Origin of the sequence: Streptomyces sp. NPDC017936 (assembly GCF_044328485.1) — a bacterium.
Classification (GTDB): domain Bacteria; phylum Actinomycetota; class Actinomycetes; order Streptomycetales; family Streptomycetaceae; genus Streptomyces.
This window is the reverse complement of sequence record NZ_JBIRHK010000006.1, coordinates 161725-180926: the sequence shown is the minus strand read 5'-3', so window position 1 is coordinate 180926 and position 19202 is coordinate 161725. Positions and strand designations below refer to the sequence as shown.

General features: G+C 73.1%; 14 protein-coding genes. 5 read left to right on the top strand and 9 right to left on the bottom strand.

All coding sequences use genetic code 11. The annotated features are described in order from the left end of the window. The first annotated feature begins 416 nt into the window (after positions 1-416). Positions 417-3857, top strand: a complete 3441-nt coding sequence (locus ACH4F6_RS14750) for a CARDB domain-containing protein (protein WP_397960516.1) — start codon at positions 417-419, stop codon at positions 3855-3857. Between the two features lie 211 nt (positions 3858-4068). Beyond that, positions 4069-5277 (top strand): phosphatidylserine/phosphatidylglycerophosphate/cardiolipin synthase family protein, encoded by a 1209-nt coding sequence (locus ACH4F6_RS14745; protein ID WP_397960515.1) that lies wholly within the window; start codon positions 4069-4071, stop codon positions 5275-5277. 311 nt (positions 5278-5588) lie between these two features. On the opposite strand, the gene ACH4F6_RS14740 is transcribed toward ACH4F6_RS14745, so the two are convergent. The 4 genes from ACH4F6_RS14740 to ACH4F6_RS14725 form a co-directional block, all read right to left on the bottom strand. After that, on the bottom strand, positions 5589-5927 hold the full coding sequence (locus ACH4F6_RS14740; RefSeq protein ID WP_397960514.1) for an STAS domain-containing protein: 339 nt from the start codon (positions 5925-5927) through the stop codon (positions 5589-5591). Then, entirely contained in the window at positions 5924-7210 is a 1287-nt protein-coding gene (locus tag ACH4F6_RS14735; protein WP_397960513.1) for a PP2C family protein-serine/threonine phosphatase, read from the bottom strand. Before ACH4F6_RS14735 ends, ACH4F6_RS14740 begins: the two co-directional genes overlap by 4 nt. Beyond that, positions 7210-8013, bottom strand: a complete 804-nt coding sequence (locus ACH4F6_RS14730) for an alpha/beta fold hydrolase (RefSeq protein ID WP_397960512.1) — start codon at positions 8011-8013, stop codon at positions 7210-7212. The genes ACH4F6_RS14735 and ACH4F6_RS14730 overlap by 1 nt, the downstream gene beginning before the upstream one ends. A gap of 200 nt (positions 8014-8213) precedes the next feature. Beyond that, on the bottom strand, positions 8214-9095 hold the full coding sequence (locus ACH4F6_RS14725; protein WP_397960511.1) for an NAD(P)-dependent oxidoreductase: 882 nt from the start codon (positions 9093-9095) through the stop codon (positions 8214-8216). Between the two features lie 98 nt (positions 9096-9193). On the opposite strand from ACH4F6_RS14725, the gene ACH4F6_RS14720 reads away from it, so the two are divergent. Continuing rightward, positions 9194-9532, top strand: coding sequence for a winged helix-turn-helix transcriptional regulator (locus ACH4F6_RS14720; protein ID WP_397960510.1), 339 nt, complete (start codon positions 9194-9196; stop codon positions 9530-9532). Between the two features lie 73 nt (positions 9533-9605). Here ACH4F6_RS14720 and proP read toward each other — a convergent pair whose 3' ends face one another. The 3 genes from proP to ACH4F6_RS14705 all read right to left on the bottom strand — a co-directional run bounded on the left by proP (position 9606) and on the right by ACH4F6_RS14705 (position 14399). Beyond that, entirely contained in the window at positions 9606-10940 is a 1335-nt protein-coding gene (gene proP / locus ACH4F6_RS14715; RefSeq protein WP_397960509.1) for a glycine betaine/L-proline transporter ProP, read from the bottom strand. Between the two features lie 626 nt (positions 10941-11566). Then, positions 11567-13492 carry a ricin-type beta-trefoil lectin domain protein gene (locus tag ACH4F6_RS14710; protein WP_397960508.1) on the bottom strand — a complete coding sequence of 642 codons (1926 nt, stop codon included), beginning with the start codon at positions 13490-13492 and terminating at the stop codon, positions 11567-11569. Between the two features lie 319 nt (positions 13493-13811). Continuing rightward, the gene (locus ACH4F6_RS14705) at positions 13812-14399 is read right to left on the bottom strand and encodes a CGNR zinc finger domain-containing protein (RefSeq protein WP_397960507.1); all 588 of its coding nucleotides are present in this window, start codon (positions 14397-14399) and stop codon (positions 13812-13814) included. Positions 14400-14485: 86 nt separating this feature from the next. Between ACH4F6_RS14705 and ACH4F6_RS14700 the strand changes: the two genes are divergently transcribed. Then, the gene (locus tag ACH4F6_RS14700; protein WP_397960506.1) at positions 14486-15379 is read left to right on the top strand and encodes an alpha/beta fold hydrolase; all 894 of its coding nucleotides are present in this window, start codon (positions 14486-14488) and stop codon (positions 15377-15379) included. 117 nt (positions 15380-15496) lie between these two features. On the opposite strand, the gene ACH4F6_RS14695 is transcribed toward ACH4F6_RS14700, so the two are convergent. Then, positions 15497-16744 carry an NAD(P)/FAD-dependent oxidoreductase gene (locus tag ACH4F6_RS14695; RefSeq protein WP_397960505.1) on the bottom strand — a complete coding sequence of 416 codons (1248 nt, stop codon included), beginning with the start codon at positions 16742-16744 and terminating at the stop codon, positions 15497-15499. Positions 16745-17052: 308 nt separating this feature from the next. Here ACH4F6_RS14695 and ACH4F6_RS14690 point away from each other — a divergent pair, with 308 nt between their 5' ends. Beyond that, the gene (locus tag ACH4F6_RS14690) at positions 17053-17382 is read left to right on the top strand and encodes a hypothetical protein (protein WP_397960504.1); all 330 of its coding nucleotides are present in this window, start codon (positions 17053-17055) and stop codon (positions 17380-17382) included. 205 nt (positions 17383-17587) lie between these two features. On the opposite strand, the gene ACH4F6_RS14685 is transcribed toward ACH4F6_RS14690, so the two are convergent. Further along, positions 17588-19069, bottom strand: a complete 1482-nt coding sequence (locus ACH4F6_RS14685) for an MFS transporter (protein WP_397960503.1) — start codon at positions 19067-19069, stop codon at positions 17588-17590. Positions 19070-19202: the final 133 nt, after the last annotated feature.

The following is a 19202-nucleotide window of genomic DNA, read 5'->3' as shown; positions in this document are numbered from 1 at the left end:
ACGTGGCACTGTCTTTTGCGTTGAGCGATCAGAGAGTTGCAGACCGGTAGGGGTTCGTCCACCATCCCGGCACGAGTGGTCTTCCGCCCCCGAAGGCCGCTACGACCTGCGAAAGGCCGGGGCCAGCGGCTTTCGCGCGGGCTTTCAGGATGACGCAAACGGATCCGCAAGCGACGCAAGCGGCTTGCGGCCCCAACTGCCGGTGCTGCGAGGGCCGTTGACAAAGCGGAGACACGCTAGAAACCTGTGGGCGTACTTTCCGCAAAGAATCGACTGTACGACTCAATTTGCGTGCACGGCCGTTGCCGCCTCATCCCGGGTCCGCCCTCCACGGGGCCCGGCCCGCTCCCCTCCCCCGCCTCCGGGGCCGGTCCGCCGTGCCCTCCCCCACGTTCACCGACCGAACAGAGGACCCCATGAGATGGAGACCACCGGGCCGCCGGCCCGTGACCGGCGCGGTCGTCGCCGGACTCCTGTCGACCGGCCTGCTGCCGCTGGCCGCCGCCTCCCCCGCCCAGGCGGCCTCCCCCGCGCACGTGGCCGCCGCCGACGTCAACCTGGCCCTCGGCCGTCCCGCCACGGCGGGCGGCGCGCACGCCGAGTACCCCGCGCGCCATCTCACCGACGGCGTCCAGGCCTCCTACTGGGAGGGTCCCGCCGGGTCCTTCCCGCAGTGGGCGCAGGTCGACCTCGGCGCGGCCCGCGAGGTGGACCGGGTGGTGCTCAAGCTCCCCACCGGGTGGGGCGGCCGCAACGAGACCCTGTCGCTGCAGGGCAGCACCGACGGCTCCCGCTTCAGCACCCTCGCGGCCTCGGCGGTCCGGGTGTTCGACCCGGCCCGGGCCAACGCGGTCTCCGTCGCCCTCGCCTCCCCCGCGGACGCGCGGTACGTCCGCGTCGACATCTCCGGCAACACCGGCTGGAACGCCGCCCAGCTCTCCGAGGTGGAGGTGTACGGCGACGACGACGGCACCGACCCGGGCGACCCGCCGCCGGCCGGCACCAACCTGGCCCGCGACAAACCGGTGGAGGCGACCTCCTCCGTGCAGACCTACGTGGCCGCGAACGCCACCGACGACTCCACCTCCACCTACTGGGAGGCGGCCGGCCATCCGTCGGACCTCACCGTCAGGCTGGGCGCGGACGCGGACGTGACCGGCGTGGTGGTCAAGCTCAACCCCGACCCCGTGTGGGCGGCGCGCACCCAGACCTTCCAGGTCCTCGGCCGCCCGCGGTCCGCGAGCGGTTTCACCTCGCTGGCCGACGCGAAGGCGTACTCCTTCAGTCCGGCGAGCGGCAACACGGTGACCGTCCCGGTCAGCGGCCGCTGGTCCGACGTACGCCTGCACTTCACCGCCAACTCCGGTGCGCCCGGCGGCCAGGTCGCCGAGTTCCAGGTGGTCGGCACCGCCGCGCCCGCCCCGGACCTGACGGTCACCACCCTGGACTGGACGCCCGCCGCGCCCACCGAGAAGGATCCGGTCACCGTCAAGGCCACCGTCCGCAACGCCGGCACCGCGCGCTCCGCCGCCACCACCGTGGACGTCAGCGTCGAGGGCACGGTCGCGGGCAGCGCGTCCGTGCCGGCGCTGGAGCCCGGCGCCTCCACGACCGTGGACGTCACCACCGGCACGCGCGCCGCGGGCAGTTACGGCGTCTCGGCGGTCGTCGACGCCCGGAACACCGTCCCGGAGCTGGACGACAGCAACAACAGCCGCACGGCAACAAACAGACTGGTCGTCACCCGAGCGCCCGGCCCGGACCTGGAGGTCCGGTCGATCACCGCCAGCCCGGCCGACCCGGCCGTCGGCCAGAGCGTCTCGTTCACCGTCGCGGTGCACAACCGGGGCACCGGTGCGGCCCCGGCCGGCTCCGTGACCCGCCTCCAGGCCGGCTCGACGACGCTCGACGGCGCCACCGGCCAGGTGGCGCCCGACGCGACGGTGAACGTGGCGATCGGCGGGACCTGGACGGCGACCGCGGGCGGGGTGACCCTCACCGCGACCGCCGACGCCACCGGAGTCGTCACCGAGACCGACGAGAACAACAACGTGCTGGCCGAGTCCCTGGTGGTGGGACGCGGCGCCGCCGTGCCGTACACGGAGTACGAGGCGGAGGACGGCCGGTACACCGGCACCCTGCTCACCGCCGACGCCAAGCGGACCTTCGGGCACACCGACTTCGCCACCGAGTCCTCCGGCCGCAGGTCGGTCCGGCTCACCTCCACCGGCCAGTACGTGGAGTTCACCTCCACCGGCGCGGCCAACTCCGTCGTCGTCCGCAACTCGGTCCCTGACTCCTCCTCCGGCGGCGGCGCGGACGCCACGATCAGCCTGTACGTCGACGGCGCCTTCGTGCAGAAGCTGACCCTGTCGTCCAAGCACAGCTGGCTGTACGGCAGCACCGACGACCCCGAGGGGCTGACCAACCGGCCCGGCGGTGACGCGCGGCGCCTGTTCGACGAGTCCCACGCGCTGCTCTCCCGGAGCTACCCGGCGGGCACCGTGTTCCGCCTCCAGCGCGACGCCGGCGACTCGGCCGCGTTCCAGATCATCGACCTGATCGACCTGGAGCAGGTCGCACCGCCCGCCTCGAAGCCGGCCGGCTGCACCTCGATCACCGAGTACGGCGCCGTCCCCAACGACGGGCTCGACGACACCGACGCCCTGCAGCGGGCGGTCACCGCCGACCAGAACGGCCAGATCTCCTGCGTGTGGATCCCGGCCGGGCAGTGGCGCCAGGAGCAGAAGATCCTCACCGACGACCCGCTGAACCGGGGCCAGTACAACCAGGTGGGCATCCGGGACGTCACGATCCGCGGCGCGGGCATGTGGCACTCCCAGCTGTACACGCTGACCCCGCCGCACCAGGCGGGCGGCATCAACCACCCGCACGAGGGCAACTTCGGCTTCGACATCGACTCCCACACCCAGATCTCCGACATCGCGATCTTCGGCTCGGGCACCATCCGGGGCGGCGACGGCAACGCCGAGGGCGGCGTCGGCCTCAACGGCCGCTTCGGCAAGGGCACGAAGATCACCAACGTGTGGATCGAGCACGCCAACGTCGGTGTCTGGGCGGGCCGCGACTACGCCAACATCCCCGAACTGTGGGGCCCCGGCGACGGCCTGGAGTTCTCCGGCGTGCGCATCCGCAACACGTACGCCGACGGCATCAACTTCGCCAACGGCACCCGCAACTCCACCGTCCACAACTCGTCCTTCCGCAACACCGGCGACGACGCGCTCGCGGTGTGGGCCAGCAAGTACGTCAAGGACACCTCGGTGGACGTCGGCCACGACAACCACTTCCGCAACAACACGGTCCAGCTGCCGTGGCGGGCCAACGGCATCGCGGTGTACGGCGGTCACGGCAACACCGTCGAGAACAACGTCGTCTCCGACACCATGAACTACCCGGGCATCATGCTGGCCACGGACCACGACCCGCTGCCCTTCACCGGCCAGACCCTGATCGCGGGCAACGCCCTGTACCGCACGGGCGGCGCGTTCTGGGGCGAGGCCCAGGAGTTCGGCGCGATCACCCTGTTCGCACAGGGCCAGGACATCCCGGGCGTCACGATCCGGGACACCGAGATCCACGACTCGACGTACGACGGCATCCAGTTCAAGACGGGGGGCGGCGCGATGCCGGGAGTGAAGATCACGAACGTGCGCATCGACCGGTCCGTCAACGGCTCCGGCATCCTCGCGATGAGCGGCGCCCGCGGCAGCGCCACCCTGACCGACGTGACGATCACCGGATCGGCCCAGGGAGACGTGCTGATCGAGCCGGGCTCGCAGTTCACGATCACCGGCACCCCGAACGGGGCGGCGGGACGGCGCGCCGTCCGCTGAGCGCCCCCCGGTGGGCTCCCGCGAGCGGGAGCCCACCGCCTCACCGGTCCACCGCGCACGCCCGGTGCCGTTCCTCCGGCACCGGGCGTCGCCGTGCCCGCTGGGCCGCCGGGAGCGCGGGAATGAGCCGGCCGCTGCCGGGCATCCGCTTCCTCGGGCTCACCGGCCGGCCCGCAACCATCCGTCCTCTTGGCCCTACGGGAGACTCGGCGTGATCCTCGACGGCATACCGACCGCCACTGCTCGTGGCAGCGAATCTGACGCGGAGAGCCGCAAGCAGCGCCTGCGCCGCCGTCTCGAGCGGCTCATCGGCGTGGCGGCCACCGAAGGCAACGAGCTGGTGCCCCTGCGCAACGGCGACGAGATCTTCCCCGCGATGCTGCGCGCGATCCGCTCGGCGCGGCACACGATCGACATGATGACGTTCGTCTACTGGCGCGGTCAGATCGCCCGCGACTTCGCCGCCGCCCTCGCCGAACGCGCCCGCGCGGGGGTGCGGGTACGGCTGCTGCTCGACGGTTTCGGCGCCAAGCAGATCGAACGGGACCTGCTCGCCCTCATGGACGAGGCCGGTGTGCAGGTGGCCTGGTTCCGCAAGCCCGTCTGGCTGTCGCCGTTCAAGCAGAACCACCGCTGCCACCGCAAGGCCCTCGTCGTCGACGAGCACACCGCGTTCACCGGCGGCGTCGGCATCGCGGAGGAATGGTGCGGCGACGCCCGCAACGCCGACGAGTGGCGCGACACCCACGTCCAGGTGCGCGGCCCGGCCGTGGACGGGATCGCCGCCGCGTTCGCGCAGAACTGGGCCGAGTGCCACGACGAGCTCTTCGACGAGCGCGACCGCTTCGCCGAGCACCGCCAGCCCGGATCGTCGGTGGTCCAGGTGGTGCGCGGCTCCGCCAGCATCGGCTGGCAGGACATGCAGACCCTCATCCGCGTCATGCTCACCTCCGCCGAGGAACGCTTCCGCCTGGCCACCGCCTACTTCGCCCCGGACGCCTACTTCGTCGACCTGCTGTGCCGCACCGCCCGCCGCGGGGTGCGCGTGGAGATCCTGCTGCCCGGCCCCCACACCGACCAGCGCGCCTGCCAGCTCGCCGGTCAGCACCACTACACACGCCTGCTGGAGGCGGGGGTGCGCATCCGGCAGTACCAGCCGACGATGATGCACGCCAAGATCATCACGGTGGACTCGGTCGCCGCCCTCATCGGATCCACCAACTTCAACCGCCGGTCCATGGACCACGACGAGGAGGTCATGCTCGCCGTGCTGGACGAGGCGTTCACCGCCGTGCTCGACCGCGACTACGAAGCGGACCTGGAACGCAGCGTCGACATCGACCTCGCCCGGTGGAAGCGGCGCGCCGTGCTCCAGCGCGCCAAGGAAGCCGCCGTCACGCCGATCCGGCGCTTCCTGTGAGCGCGACCGGCGCCCCGGCCGCGCCGCGCTCGACGCCGTTCGGGGCGCCGCTGGCCCGGCGCCCGTCGGGCTGCGCCAGTTGATCTGCATCGCCTACCGCACGAGCACGGACGGCCGGACGACGGTGCGCACGACCGGACGGGACGGCGTATCGGCGTCGGGCACCTGCGGCCTGGGCCCGGGCGCCGGGGCCGGCTCCCCGGACGCCGGGGCCCGGACCGGGACGGCGTCCCCCTCCTGGGCCGCGGCGCACCCGGCCGTCGTGGCGAGAGCCGTCCAGGGGCGCGGTCGGCGGTCAGGGGCACCGGCGGTCAGGGCCGGGTGGCGGCCTCGCTGTCGGGGTGCAGGGGGAAGACCTGGTCGAGGCCGACGATGCGCAGGACGCGCAGGGTGGGGGCGGGAACGGCGGCGAGCGCGATGTCGGCCCGCGCGGCCTCGGCGTGGTTGCGTGCGGCGATCAGGGCGGTGAGGCCGCTGGAGTCGCAGAAAGCCATGCCGGCCAGGTCCAGGACGAGGCGCTGGCCCGGCTGGAGGGCGAGTGCGGGGAGGAGGTCTCTCAGTTCGGAGGCGTGGGTGTAGTCGAGATCGCCGACGACCTGCAGGACGGGGCCGGTCGCGGCGTCTCGGGTGGTGATCTTCAGCGGGCTCATGCGGGGTTCTTCGTCCGGGGGTCGTGGGCGGGGACGCCGAGGGCGAGCAGGGCCGTGTCGTCGTCGAGGCCGTCGGCGAAGTCGTCCAGCAGGCCGGCCAGGGCCTGGACGACGGCGTGCGCCGGCCGGCCGGCGTGGCCGACGGCGAAGGCGCGCAGGGCCTCGTCGCCGTACAGGGCGGTGCGGTCCTCACCGGTACGGGCTTCGGTGAGGCCGTCGGTGTAGAGCAGGAGGGTGTCGCCGGGGCGGAGTGCGGTGGTGGCGGTGGTGAAGGGCGCGGACGGCAGGACGCCGACGAGGAGACCGCCGGGGGTGGGCAGGTAGTCGGCCGTGCCGTCGGCGCGCAGGACGAGGGCCGGGGGGTGGCCGCCCGAGGCGAGCCGGACGGCGGCGTGCCCGGTGACGGGGTCGGGTTCGACGACGCCGAATATGGCGGTGCAGTAGCGGGGGTCCTTGCCGGTGTACCGCGCGTGGAGCACCTGGTTGAGGGTGGACAGGGCGGAGACGGGGTCGGGGTCGTGCAGGGCGGCCGCGCGCAGGGTGTAGCGGGTCAGCGAGGTGACCGCGGCGGCCTCGGGACCCTTGCCGCACACGTCGCCGAGGAAGAAGGCGAAGCGTTTGCCGTCGATGGGGAAGAGGTCGTAGAAGTCGCCGCCCAGCTGGTCGGGAGAGGCGGTGCGGTAGTGGGCGGCCGCCTCCACCCCGGGCACCTGCGGCAGGGAGTCGGGCAGCAGCGACTGCTGGAGCACGGCGAGGGCGCTCTGCAGCCGGGCGCGGTCGGCCTCCGCCTGTTCGCGGGCCGCCTCGGCCGCCTGCCGGGCGCGCAGGAGTTCCTCTTCGTAGGCGCGGCGGTCCCGGGCGTCGAAGACGGTGGTGCGGATCAGCAGCGGCTCGCCGGTGTCGCCGTGTTTGACCGCCGAGGAGACCAGCACCGGCATCCGGGCGCCGTCGGCCTGTTTGATCTCCAGGGCGATGCCGCCGATCTCGCCCTGCATCCGCAGCAGCGGCGCGAAGTGCGTCTCGTGGTACAGCTTGCCGCCCACGGTCAGGAGGTCGGTGAACCGCATCCGGCCCACCACCGCCTCGCGTTCCAGGCCGAGCCAGTTCAGCAGCGTGGCGTTGATCTTGGCGATGGTGCCGTCCATCAGCGTGGACAGGTACCCGCACGGCGCGCTCTCGTACAGGTCCTCGGCGCTGTCCTCCAGCAGCGCCGCGAACGCCGCGGCCGAGGCGTCCTCGTGGCCCGTGCCGCGGGGTTCGGGGTCCTGCCCGGTCCGGCACATCACCGCAGGCCTGCCAGGAACGTGGTGATCGCCTCGTTGGTGGCCTGCGGCGCGGACAGGTGCGGGCAGTGCCCGGTCGCGTCGAGAGTGACCAGCGTCGAGCCGGGAATCGCCCGGTGGACGAAGGCTCCGACCTCGCGGGGGGCGATGACGTCCTGGGTGCACTCCAGCACCAGCGTCGGCACCCGCACGGTCTTCAGGTCGTCCCTCGAATCCGACAGGAACGTGGTCCGGGCGAAGACGCGCGCCATGTCCGGGTCGGTGGCGCAGAAGCTGTTCGTCAGTTCCTCACCGAGTTCCGGCCGCTCCGGATTCCCCATGATCACCGGTGCCATCGCCGCCGACCACCCCAGGTAGTTGGACTCCAGCGACACCAGGAGCTCGTCGATGTCCTCGGCGCTGAACCCGCCCCGGTAACCGTCGCAGTCGATGTACCGGGGGGACGGGGCGACCATCACCAGCGCCCCGATGCGCTCCGGGGCCATGACGGCGGCCAGCACCCCGGTCATCGCGCTGACCGAGTGCCCCACGAACACCGCGTCGCGCAGGTCGAGCGCTTCACAGACCTCGACCGCGTCCCGGGCGTACCCCTCGAGGGAGGCGTAACGGTCCTCCGTGAACGCGGACAGGTCGGAGCGGCCCGAGCCGACGTAGTCGAACAGCACCACCCGGTGGTCGTCGGCCAGGGCGGGCACCGTCAGCCGCCACATGTTCTGGTCGCAGCCGAACCCGTGGGCCAGCACCACCGGCGGTCCCTGCGGTTTACCGGTGACGGTGATGTTGTTCCTGCGTCGGATGTCCATGCCCACCAGCCTCTCAGACAGCGCCCGCCTCCCCCGCACGGCCCTGACCTCGGGCACGACGGGTGGGCGGGGCCGCCGCCCTCGGCCCGGCGCCGGGCCGAGGGCCGCCCGGAGGGCCGCCGAGCGGATCCCGGCCGGCTCGGCGGCCGGGTCAGGCCCTGCCGGTCGGGTCCGCGGGGAACGCCGCGGCGGGCGGCCGGTCAGCGCACCAGCAGATCGATCACCCCGGTCAGGTCCTCGTCGCCCCCGCCCTCGGCCAGGCGGCGGCGCATCAGCGCGAAGTAGGGGCTGAGCAGCTCGGGGCTGACGCCTTGCTGCTCGGCGGTGCTCAGGAAGGTCGGCGTACCGGCCACCTGCATGGCGAGACGGGACACGACGCCCTCGGTGTAGTCGCCGCTCCGCAGGTGGTCGGCGGTCCGGTGGACCGACGGGGCCATCGCGATGAGCCAGTCGGCGAGCAGCGGGGCGAGCGCCGCGGGATCGATGTCCTCCTTGCGGATCAGGGCGAAGGCGTGCGCGACCCCGGCGAACATGCCGTACATGGCGCTGAGCAGGGCCACGTCGTAGAGGGACGCGAAGCCCGGGTCCTCGCCGACGTAGATGGTGCCGGCCGGGACGCCGAGGGTCTCCCGGTGCCGCTCGAACAGGTCCCGTGAGCCGCTGTGGAAGACGTAGCCGCCGGCTTCCGGCAGGCCGATCATCGGGGGGACGGCCATGATGCCGCCGTCCAGGTGGCGGGCGCCGCGCTCGCGGGTCCGGTCGGCGCGGGCGCGGGCCTGGGCGGGGGTGCCGGTGGTGAGGTTGACCAGGTCCCGGCCTGCCAGGTCGGCGCCGGCCAGCGCCTCGTCGACCGAGGCGTCGTCCACCAGGCAGACGACGACCAGGGTGTTCGCCGCGACCGCCTCGGCGGCGCTGTCCGCGACCCTCGCCCCTTCGGCGGCGAGCGCCGCGGCGCGGGCCGGGGTGCGGTTCCAGACGGTGAGCGGGTGCCCCGCGGCGAGCCAGGCACGGGCCAGCGCGGTGCCCATCGCTCCGAGGCCCAGCAGGGTGAGGGGGGTCTTCTCCACAGTGTCGTGTGTCATGTCGATCAGGCTGGTCGCGGGCCCGGAGGTGATCAAGTACGCACTTCGGAGTGGGTGGTTACCCTCGGGTGAGCGAGCACGTCAGAAGGGTGGGGGTCATGACGACGCTGAACCGGCCGGGCGCGTCGGGGGGACACGTCTGCGGGATCGACACCGCGATGGAGGTGATCGGCGGCAAGTGGAAGGTGCTGATCCTCTGGGCACTGCACGAACACCCCTGCCGCCGTTTCGGCGAGCTGCGCCGGCTGCTCCCGGGGATCTCCGAGAAGGTGCTGGCCTCCCACCTGCGGGAGATGGAGGCGGACGGTGTCGTGCACCGTGTCTCCCACGACGAGGTGCCGCCCCGTGTCGAGTACTCGCTGACCGAGGACGGCACGCGCCTCAACGAGGCGCTCCGGCCGCTGGCGGCCTGGGGCCGCGAGCGGCGGACCGCCTGAGGGCCGCGGGGCGCGCCCCGCGGCCCGGTCGTCCGGGGCCGGTCGGCCGCGGCCGACCGGCCCCGGGCCGTCCTCAGCCCTCCACCGAGGGCGCGGAGCCGGGCAGCGGGCGCCCCGCCGACTCCGCCATGAACCACACCGCCACACCGCCGACCACGGCGGCGGCCATCATGTAGTACGCGGGCATCATCATGTTCCCGGTCGCCCCGATCAGGGCCGTCACCACCAGCGGGGTGGTGCCGCCGAAGATCGACACGGAGACGTTGAAGCCGATCGACAGCGAGCCGTAGCGGACGTTCGTGGGGAACAGCGCCGGCAACGCGGCCGGCATCGCGGCCGTGAAGCAGACCAGCAGCAGGCCCAGGGCGCCCATGCCGAGCGCGACCGCGAGCAGGCTGCCCTGGCGGATGAGCAGCAGGGCGGGGACGGACAGCAGCAGGAAGCCCGCACACCCCGCGGCGATCACCGGCCGGCGGCCCACGCGGTCGGTCAGGGCGCCCGCGAAGGGCTGGACGACCATCATCAGGGCCATCACGCCGAGGACGACCAGCAGGCCGTGCGTCTCGTCGTACTTGAGCTCACTGGTCAGGTAGCTCGGCATGTACGACAGCAGCATGTAGTCGGTGACGTTGAAGACCAGCACCAGGCCGACGCAGAGCAGCAGCGCCCGCCACTGGCCCGTGATCATCCGGCGCAGCGGCACCTTCCGGCGGCCGGCCTCGGCCTTCTCGACCTCGGCCGCGAACGCGGGGGTCTCCTCGAGGCGCATCCGCAGGTAGAGGCCGACGATGCCCATCGGGCCCGCGATCAGGAACGGGATTCGCCAGCCCCAGCTCAGCAGGTCCTCGGTGGACAGCAGGGCGGTCATCAGCGTGACCAGGCCCGCGCCGCCGATGTATCCGGCGAGCGTGCCGAACTCGAGCCAGCTGCCGAGGAAGCCGCGCCGCTTGTCGGGCGCGTACTCGGCGATGAAGGTGGAGGCGCCCGCGTACTCGCCGCCGGTGGAGAAGCCCTGCACCAGGCGGGCGGCCAGCAGGAGCAGCGGCGCGCCGACGCCGATCGAGGCGTATGACGGGATGAGGCCGATGGCGAAGGTGCCCGCGGCCATCATGATCATGGTGAGGGCCAGGACCTTCTGGCGGCCGACGCGGTCGCCGAGCGGTCCGAAGACCATGCCGCCGAGCGGGCGGACCAGGAAGGCGGCGGCGAAGGCGCCGAACGTGGAGAGCAGCTGGGCCGTCGGGTTGCCGGACGGGAAGAAGACCTTGCCCAGGGTGACCGCGATGTAGCTGTAGACGCCGAAGTCGAACCATTCCATCGCGTTGCCCAGCGCGGCGGCCTTCACGGCGCGCTTCACGAGTGCGGGGTCGGTGACGGTGGTCTTCTTCGGGGCGGTCCGGTGGATCACTGAGGAAGAACCGACTGTGACTGTCGCCAAGACTTCGCTCGCCTACTTTCGTCGGGGGCAGGGACAGGTCTGCTCGACGGCGCCGGCGGCAGGCCAGAAATCGACCATAGGCCGACGCTCGCGCTTACCGGCCGTACATGCCTAGTTGCACACTGCATGTAAATGCCGCGTATGCAGGAACTTAAGCCTGCCCACAAAATCTTTCGGCACGTCACGCTGTGATTCATCTCGCGTCCCGCGCGTGCAACCACACCGCCCCCTCGCACGCGCGATCCGGACGATCGCCGGAAGCGGAGGCCAGGTCACACACCGATGCGGCGCGCTTCACCGGCACCGCCTCAGCCGCCGCCCGGTATCGCCGAGCCGTCACAGGAGAAAAGAGCGCCGCCCCGGTCCGGTATTCCCGGAATCAATTCCGCCCGCTCGACGAAACTGTTTTCCGGCCACGCTTCCGACACATAATCGGCATGACCCGTACACGCCGATCGCCGGAAACGACCACATCCGGCCGTCGGAATCGCCCGAGACGACCGGATGTTTTTCGCCTCGTTCTTCGCCGTCGCCGGAGTGGTCTTCTCCGTCTTCCTCATGCGGGCGGGCCCCAAGGGGGCCCGCCCGCGGGGTCGTCAGGCGGTGAGCGTCCACTTCTGGTTGGCGCCGCCGGTGCAGGTCCAGATCTGGGCGGGGGTGCCGTCCGCGGAGTTGTTGCCGGTGACGTCGAGGCACTTGTCCGCGCCGGTGTTGACCACGTCGTGGGTGGCGGGGTCGTAGGACCACCGCTGCGCCGAACTGCCGTTGCACGTGTAGAGCTGCACGCGCGCGCCGTCGGCGGTCGAGGCCCCGGAGACGTCCAGGCACTTGCCGAGGGCCCGTACGCTGCCGTCGGAGCCCACGGTCCAGCGCTGGGCCGCCGTCCCGTTGCAGGTGTGGAGCTGCACGGCGGTGCCGTCGGCCGTGCCCGCGCCCGCCACGTCCAGGCACTTGCCCGCGAGCCCGGAGAGGCTGCCGGTGGTCCCGCCCGGGTTGCCCGACGGCGTGCCGGACCACGTGAAGGTGGCGGTGGTGCGGGCGGGCAGGGTGTAGGCGACGGACTGGCCGCCCCAGTCGACGCGGACCGAACGGGCGGACGTGCCGCCGTTGTGGGCGATCAGGGCCTTGGAGCCGTCCGGGTTGCGCCAGGCGACGTTGGGCACCGTGGCGCCTGCGGTGGAGGCGATGCGGTAGGCGCCCGGCCGGACGAACTTGGTGAGGTGCCCGGTGGTGTAGTACTCGATGGTGTAGTCCACCTGACCCGCTCGGGGACCGCCCTCCTGCACGGTGACGAGTCCGGTGCAGGTGCCGCAGCCGCCGTTGTGCGGGCCCATGTCCTGGTTGAGGGCCAGGCTCCACTTGACCAGGCTGCTGCTCCAGTTGCGGGCGTAGCCGACGATGTCGGCCAGGTCCTCGCTGTGCTGGTCGGCGATCCAGGTGCCGCCGGAGTGCTCGGTGCTGAACTGCCGGACGTTCGGGTACCGGTCGTGCACCTGGCTGCCCACCGCCGGGTCGCCGGCGTAGCCGTGCCAGGCGATGCCGCCGAACAGCGGGTCGTCGCGGACGCCGGCGTCCGCCAGGATCGCCGCTCCCATGCCGGCGTAGTCGCCGTAGTTCCAGTCATGCACGAGGATCTTGGTGTCGATGCCCGCGGCGCGGAACGCCGGGTAGACGTGGTTCTTCGTGAACTCGATCAGCCCCGAGGAGTTCCAGTTCATCCCCGGGTAGTTCATGGCCGTGGGATTGCCGGCCTGGCAGCAGTTCGGCTCGTTCTGCACCGACAGGTAGTCGACGTGCACGCCGGCGGCCCGGTAGCTCTGGACGTACTTGACCAGGTACTGGGCGTACAGGGGGTAGTACTCCCACTTCAGCCACCCCATCTGGTCCATGCGGCCGTTGTCCTTCATCCAGCCGGGCGCGCTCCACGGCACGCCCTTGACGCGCAGCGCCGGGTTGAGCTGCTCGGCCTGCGCGGTCAGCAGCCGGACGTTCGTGTCGTAGCCGTTGGCGCCGAAGTCGTCGAGGGTGCAGCAGGTGTCGTCGAGGGAGACGTGGCCCGGCCGGGACAGGTCGGAGGCGCCGATCGGATTGCGGACGAAGGACAGTCCGATGCCCTCCGTCGGCGAGAACAGCCGGCGCATCACGGTGTCGCGGGTGGCGGCGCTGATCGCCCCACCGCGCAGCAGGTGCGCGGTGGTGTCGGTGATCGAGGCGCCGCCGCCCTCGAACCGCTGGTACGTGGTGGTCTCGTCGACCGTGATGACCTGGTCGGCGCCGCCGCCGGTCGGGCCGAAGCTCAGCGGCGCCTGCTGGGCGAGGCCGCGGGTGACGTTGCGGCCGGCGGCGTCCGACGTGGTGGTGAGCCAGACGTCGACGCGCTCACCCGCGGCCGCGGCCCGCGGTGTCGCGCCCGGGGCGATCGTGAGCGCCAGAGCGAGAGTGAGGACCGCGGCCGGCGCCGCGAGGAGCCGGCGGGCGGGCGGGGCGCCGCGAAGCAGGGCCGTCCTGCGCAAAAGGGCCATGGGGGTGACCTTCCGGGTGGGGGGTGTCCTCACCTTCATGGCGTGCGCGCACGGGAGGTGGAGCGGTGGCGCCCGACCGGCCCCGGGTGCGCCCGCGAAGGCGAGGTGAGAGCGACGGAGACGCCGTCCGAACGTGTCACGCCTTATCTCAAGCCATGATTAAACTGATGAGCCATGTCCGCGTCAATACAGGCGACAGAGGCGCCTCGAGGGGCGGGCGTCTCCCGGGCGGCGCACCGGTCGCGCGCCGGATCCGGTCAGCCGGCCGTTCGCCCGCCGGTGTCGGCCGAGGAACGGCAGGAGACCGGAACGACCGCGGTCACGGCTCCCGGTCGGCGGACCGCTTGTGGCGCTGGTAGTAACGGGCGACGCGCGCCCGGTTCCCGCAGCGGGCCGCCGAGCACCAGCGGCGGCGGGGGTGGGCGGGCAGGAAGAGCATCACGCAGTCGTCGGCCTCGCACCGCCTGAGCCTGCCGACGGCGGGGTCGGTGAGCAGGTCGGCGGCGGCCTCGGCCAGCAGGGCGGCGAGGCGGACGCCGAGCGGGCCGGTGCGGCGGAGCACGGGCGTGACCGCGCCGCCGTTCCACGTCAGCTCGCGGACGGCGGGCGCGGCCCGCTGGGCGTCGGTGAGGGCGCGGAGGGCGCCGGCGGGGGGCTCCTGCCCGTGCAGCAGGGCGCGGACCGCCGTCTCGGTGTGGGCGCGGACGGCGTGGACGGCGGCGAGGTCGGCCGCCGTCGGCTCGGCGCCGTCCACCTCGAGACCGAGCCGGGCCTCCTCCAGCGCGAGCCAGGCCGCCAGGCGCTCGGGCGTGTCGAGCAGGTCGGTGCGGCCGCCGACGCCCGCCGGACGCGTGTTGACGAGGTCCAGGGCCAGGGGCTCGCCGGTCAACGGCTCACTGTCACGCATACGACTAACGGTACCTGAAGCGGTTGACCCATTAGAAGTGGTCGAGCTATACCTAATGCACAACCAAGCCCAGGAGGCATGTGACCATGACCGTTACGGCTCTCTCCCGCATCTCGGTCCCGGCCCGCACGACCCACCGGACCGTCGAGGTCGACGGCGTGGAGGTCTTCTACCGCGAGTCACTGCCGGACCGCCCGGACGCCCCGGTGCTGCTCCTCCTGCACGGGTTCCCGTCCGCCTCGCACCAGTTCCGGCGCCTCATCGACAGCCTGGGCCGGCACTACCGGCTGATCGCTCCCGACTACCCGGGCTTCGGGCACACCCGCGCCCCGGAGGGCTTCACCTACTCCTTCGACCGCCTCGCGGACGTCGTCGAGGGCTTCACCGAGCGGCTGGGGCTGACCCGGTACGCCCTCTACCTGTTCGACTTCGGCGCCCCGGTCGGCTTCCGTCTGGCGCTGCGTCACCCCGAACGCGTCACCGGCCTGGTCGTGCAGAACGGCAACGCCTACGCCGAGGGCCTCTCCGCCACGGCCCGCGACTTCGTCGCGCTCACTCCCGACACCCCCGGCGCCGAGGCCACGATCCTCGACCTGTTCACCCTCGGCGCCACCCGCGCGCAGTACGAGGGCGGCACCGCCGACCCGTCGCTCGTCGCGCCGGAGGGATGGCTGCTGGACCAGTACTTCCTCGACCGGCCCGGCCGCCAGCAGGCCCAACTGGCCCTGGCGTACGACTACGGGAGCAACGTCGCCGCGTATCCCGCCTGGCAGGCGTGGCTGCGCGAGCACCGCCCGCCGACGCTGATCGTCTGGGGCACCGGCGACGCCTTCTTCACGGAGTCCGGCGCCCGCGCCTATCTGAACGACGTGCCCGCAGCCGAACTCCACCTCTTCCCCACCGGCCACTTCGCCCTGGAGGACCACCTCCCCGAGATCGCCCCCCTGATCGCCTCCTTCCTCGACCGCCTCCGGACCTGAGCGGTCCGCCCGCACCGGCCCGTCCCGCGGCGTGTCCCTCCCGCCCCGACGCGATGCGGCGGAAGCCGCGATCGGCGCCGGTCGCGCGTCCCTGCGCGCGGAACGGCCGACGCGGCGTCACCCGTGCGCCGAGTCGGCGAGCACCTCCCGGGCCGCACGCGTACCCGACGCCAGCGCGCCCTGCACCGAACCGGTCGCCCGGTGGTCACCGCAGACGTACCGGCCGGGCCCGAAGCGGGTCGTCCGGCTGAGCGGCGCGGGCGGCAGCGTCGCCGGCAGCGCCCCCGTGACGGTGTGCACCGCGACCTGCCGCCAGCCGCCGGTGTCGGTGCCGTACATCTCGGCCAGGCGCCGGAGCACCGCGTCGGCCGCGCCGGGCCGGTCCGCGCCCAGCACGGAACTGGACACCAGCGCGGTGCCGCGCGGCGCGTAGGTGGGGGCGACCTCGGTCAGCACACAGGTGTTCAGCACCGTTCCGGTGGCGTCCACCATCAGCGTCGGTTCCGCCATCGGCGTCCGCGCGACCGCGTGGTGGTACGTGGTGACCGTACGGCCCTCCGGCACCGGCAGGCCCGGCAGCAGCCGGGCGGCCGTGGCGGCGTCGGTCGCGACCACGACGGTCGTGGCCGGCACCTCGCCGCCGTCCGCCAGCAGCACCCCGGACGCGGTGACCGCGGCGACGGGCGTCTCCAGCCGGAGAACGCCCTCGGGCAGGGACCCGGCGAGTTGGGCGGGGACCGCGCCGATGCCGTCGGCGGGCAGGCAGAGGGTCCCTCGCACCATGCTCCGCCAGACCAGGTGGAAGAACCGGGCGGAGGTCTCCAGCCGGTCCTCCAGGAAGACCCCGGACAGGAACGGCCGCAGGATGTGCTCCACCGCCTCGTCCGACAGTCCCGCCCGGAACAGGGCGTCCGAGGTGGCCCGGTCCGGGCTCCTCTTGAGGCAGGACGCGGGCAGCAGGGCGTCCCGCGCGGTGAGCGCGGCCAACGCGGCGAGGTCGCGCGCCCCGAGGACCCGCCCGGGCAGCAGGTTCCCCGCCGCGCCGGGCCGTCTGGTCGGGTTCTCCAGACGGACCGGCCCGGCCGGGGTGTGCGCGACGATGCCCGGAGTGAACGGCCGCAGTCGCAGGCTCCGCAGGTGCAGGCGCCGTTTCACCTGGGGGTAGGAGGTGTTGAACACCTGGAAGCCGCGGTCCAGCAGGAAGCCCTCCCGCCGGTCGGTGCGCATCCGGCCGCCCGGCCCGTCGGACGCCTCCAGCAGAGCCACCCGGCGTCCGGCGCGGCAGAGGTCCAGGGCGCAGGCGAGACCGGCGAGACCGGCACCGACGACGACGGTGTCCGGCGCCCGGCGGTCGTGGACGGTCATGGCTCTCCTCCGTCGACGCGGCTCGTCACGCGGTCGCCCGCCCGCCTCCTGGCGGGGAGACCGACGCGTCCAGCGGATCACACCCCGCGGGCCGCCGCCAGGCGTCACCACGGCCGGGTGCGGAACGGGCAGCGCCCCGCCCCCGGCCGTGACGGGGCGCCCGCCGCCCGGACGCGGAACGATGATCCGGTCCTCGGCCGATCATCCGATGACGCCGTCCGTGTGGTGCGCGGCCGGATCCGCAACCGGAGGGGGGCCCGCACGGGTCTGGTGCTGCGAATCCGCGCACCGATCCGAAGGGGACCCCCGTGAGCGCCACCGCCCTGGACCACAGCCTGCCCGTCTGCTTCGTCGACCCCTACGCCGTCGACGACCCCTACGCCGTCGACGACGCCGAAGCGGTCCGGCCCGCCGCTCGCGGTGAGGCGTACGGGGACGACCTGCCGGCGCCCGGCCCGGCCCGGGGCCCGGCTCGCCTCATCGACCCGCGCGACCAGCGGCGCCTCGCGCTGCACGCGGCCCTGACCGCGGCCGGCGTCCCTCCGCATCCCGAGGACCGGGACGCCATCGACCGGATCAGCGCCCTGCCCGCCGACATCAACGGAACCCTGCAGCGCTGGCTGCACCGCACGGTGTGAGGCCGCGGCCCGTCGCCGTCGCGCGCGGCCGGGCCGGTGCGGCCGGCGAGGATCCGGACGAGGGGGCGACGGCACGCTCCGAGCGCCTGGTCCCGGCCCTCCCCCGGCGCGTGTCAGGGAGGCGCCGGGGAAGGACCGGGGACGGCCCGCGTCGCTGCGCACCGGGGCCGGTTCGTCGCGACGGGCCGGCCCCGGTGCGCGCGGTTCACGCGGACGGCGTGCCGGCCGGCGCCTCCTCTTCGGCCGGGTCGTGCAGGGGCGGGATGAACAGGGAGAGCAGCAGGGCCACCAGGGTGACCAGGGCGCCGAGCCAGAAGATCCAGGAGTAGCCGGTGTCGAGGTAGAAGGCGGTGCCCTCGACGACGGTGCTGTCCGAGGCGAGGACGGCGTAGGCGCCCGCGGTCAGGAGGGCTCCGAACAGGCTGACGAGCATGTTGAGCATGCCGCTGCCCAGGCCCTGCTCGTCGCGTGAGACCACGCCGACCACGAGCGCCGGTGCTCCCGCGACGACGACGCCGGCGCCGACGTTGGCGACGCTCGAGGTGAGGATCAGTTCGAGTTCGTCGCCGTGGAAGAAGCCGACGAGGGTGTAGCCGACGGCCATGACCGCCAGGCCGGCGCACCAGAGCCGGCGGGCGTCGACCTGCCGCAGGAGGCGGCTGACGAGCAGACCGGTGCCGAACATCACCAGGTTCCAGCTGACGCTGACGACGGCGTTGTGGTGGGCCGTCCAGCCCAGGCCGGCCGACACGCCGGGGATGTGGGGGTAGAGGGCGAGCAGGATCGCCAGGCCGGGCATCGTGAAGGCGACCGTCTGGGCCAGGCCGCCCGCGGTGAGCGCGAGGGCCACCGGGCGGCGGCGCAGGACCGCGAGGTCGAGGATGGGGTGGGCGCTGGAGCGCTCCACGAAGAAGAAGGCGATCAGCGCGACGGCGCCCACCGCGAGCCAGCCGAGGGTCCGGGTGTCGGACCAGCCCCAGTACTGGCCCTGGCCGACGGCGTAGACCACGGAGGTCAGACCGCCGCCGAGGACGAGGCCGCCCAGCCAGTCGAAGCCCGAGCCGGAGGCGTGCCGCGGGGTCTCCGGGACCAGCAGTGCGATCAGCGTGAAGGCGGCGGCGGTGGCGGCGGCGAGGAACCACAGGACGCCGCGGTAGCCCCAGTTGTCGACCAGCCAGCCGGCGAGGAACGGTGAGAAGAGCGCCACCAGGCCGACGCTGCTGCCCATGATGCCGCTGGCCGGCTTGACCAGCCGGGGCGGGAAGACGTCCCGCACCGCGGCGAACGACAGGGCGCCGAACGGCCCGTAGAACCCGGCGATCGCCCGGCCCGCGAGGACGAGCCAGAAGCTGCCGGCCAGCGCGGCGACGGCCTCGCCTAGAGCGCCCAGCGCCGTCATGGCGAGCATGACGCGCTTCTTGCCGTACAGGTCTCCGAGCTTGATCACGAACGGGGTGAGCAGCACGGACACCAGGGTCAGGGTCAGGCCGAACCACGCCACCTGGGTGGTGTGGAAGGCCTGCGCCACTCCCGCCGTGGCGTTGGCGCCGAGGATGCCGCCCGCGGCCAGCAGCTGGGTCGGCCAGGCGAGCGCGATCAGCAGCAGGACGAGGCGGGGAGTCCACCGGCCGTCCGCGGGGGCGCGGGCGGCGAGGTCGACTGAGGGGCTTGGTGACAGCGGCGTCATACCAGCCCTCCTTTCACGGAGGTGCCGAGGGAAGGGGAGGCGTGGGGGTGGCACGCAGGGAAGGGCCGGCGGAACACGTCGTTCACACGGACGTGACGGCGCGGCAACCCGGCATCGCGTGACGTCGATGATG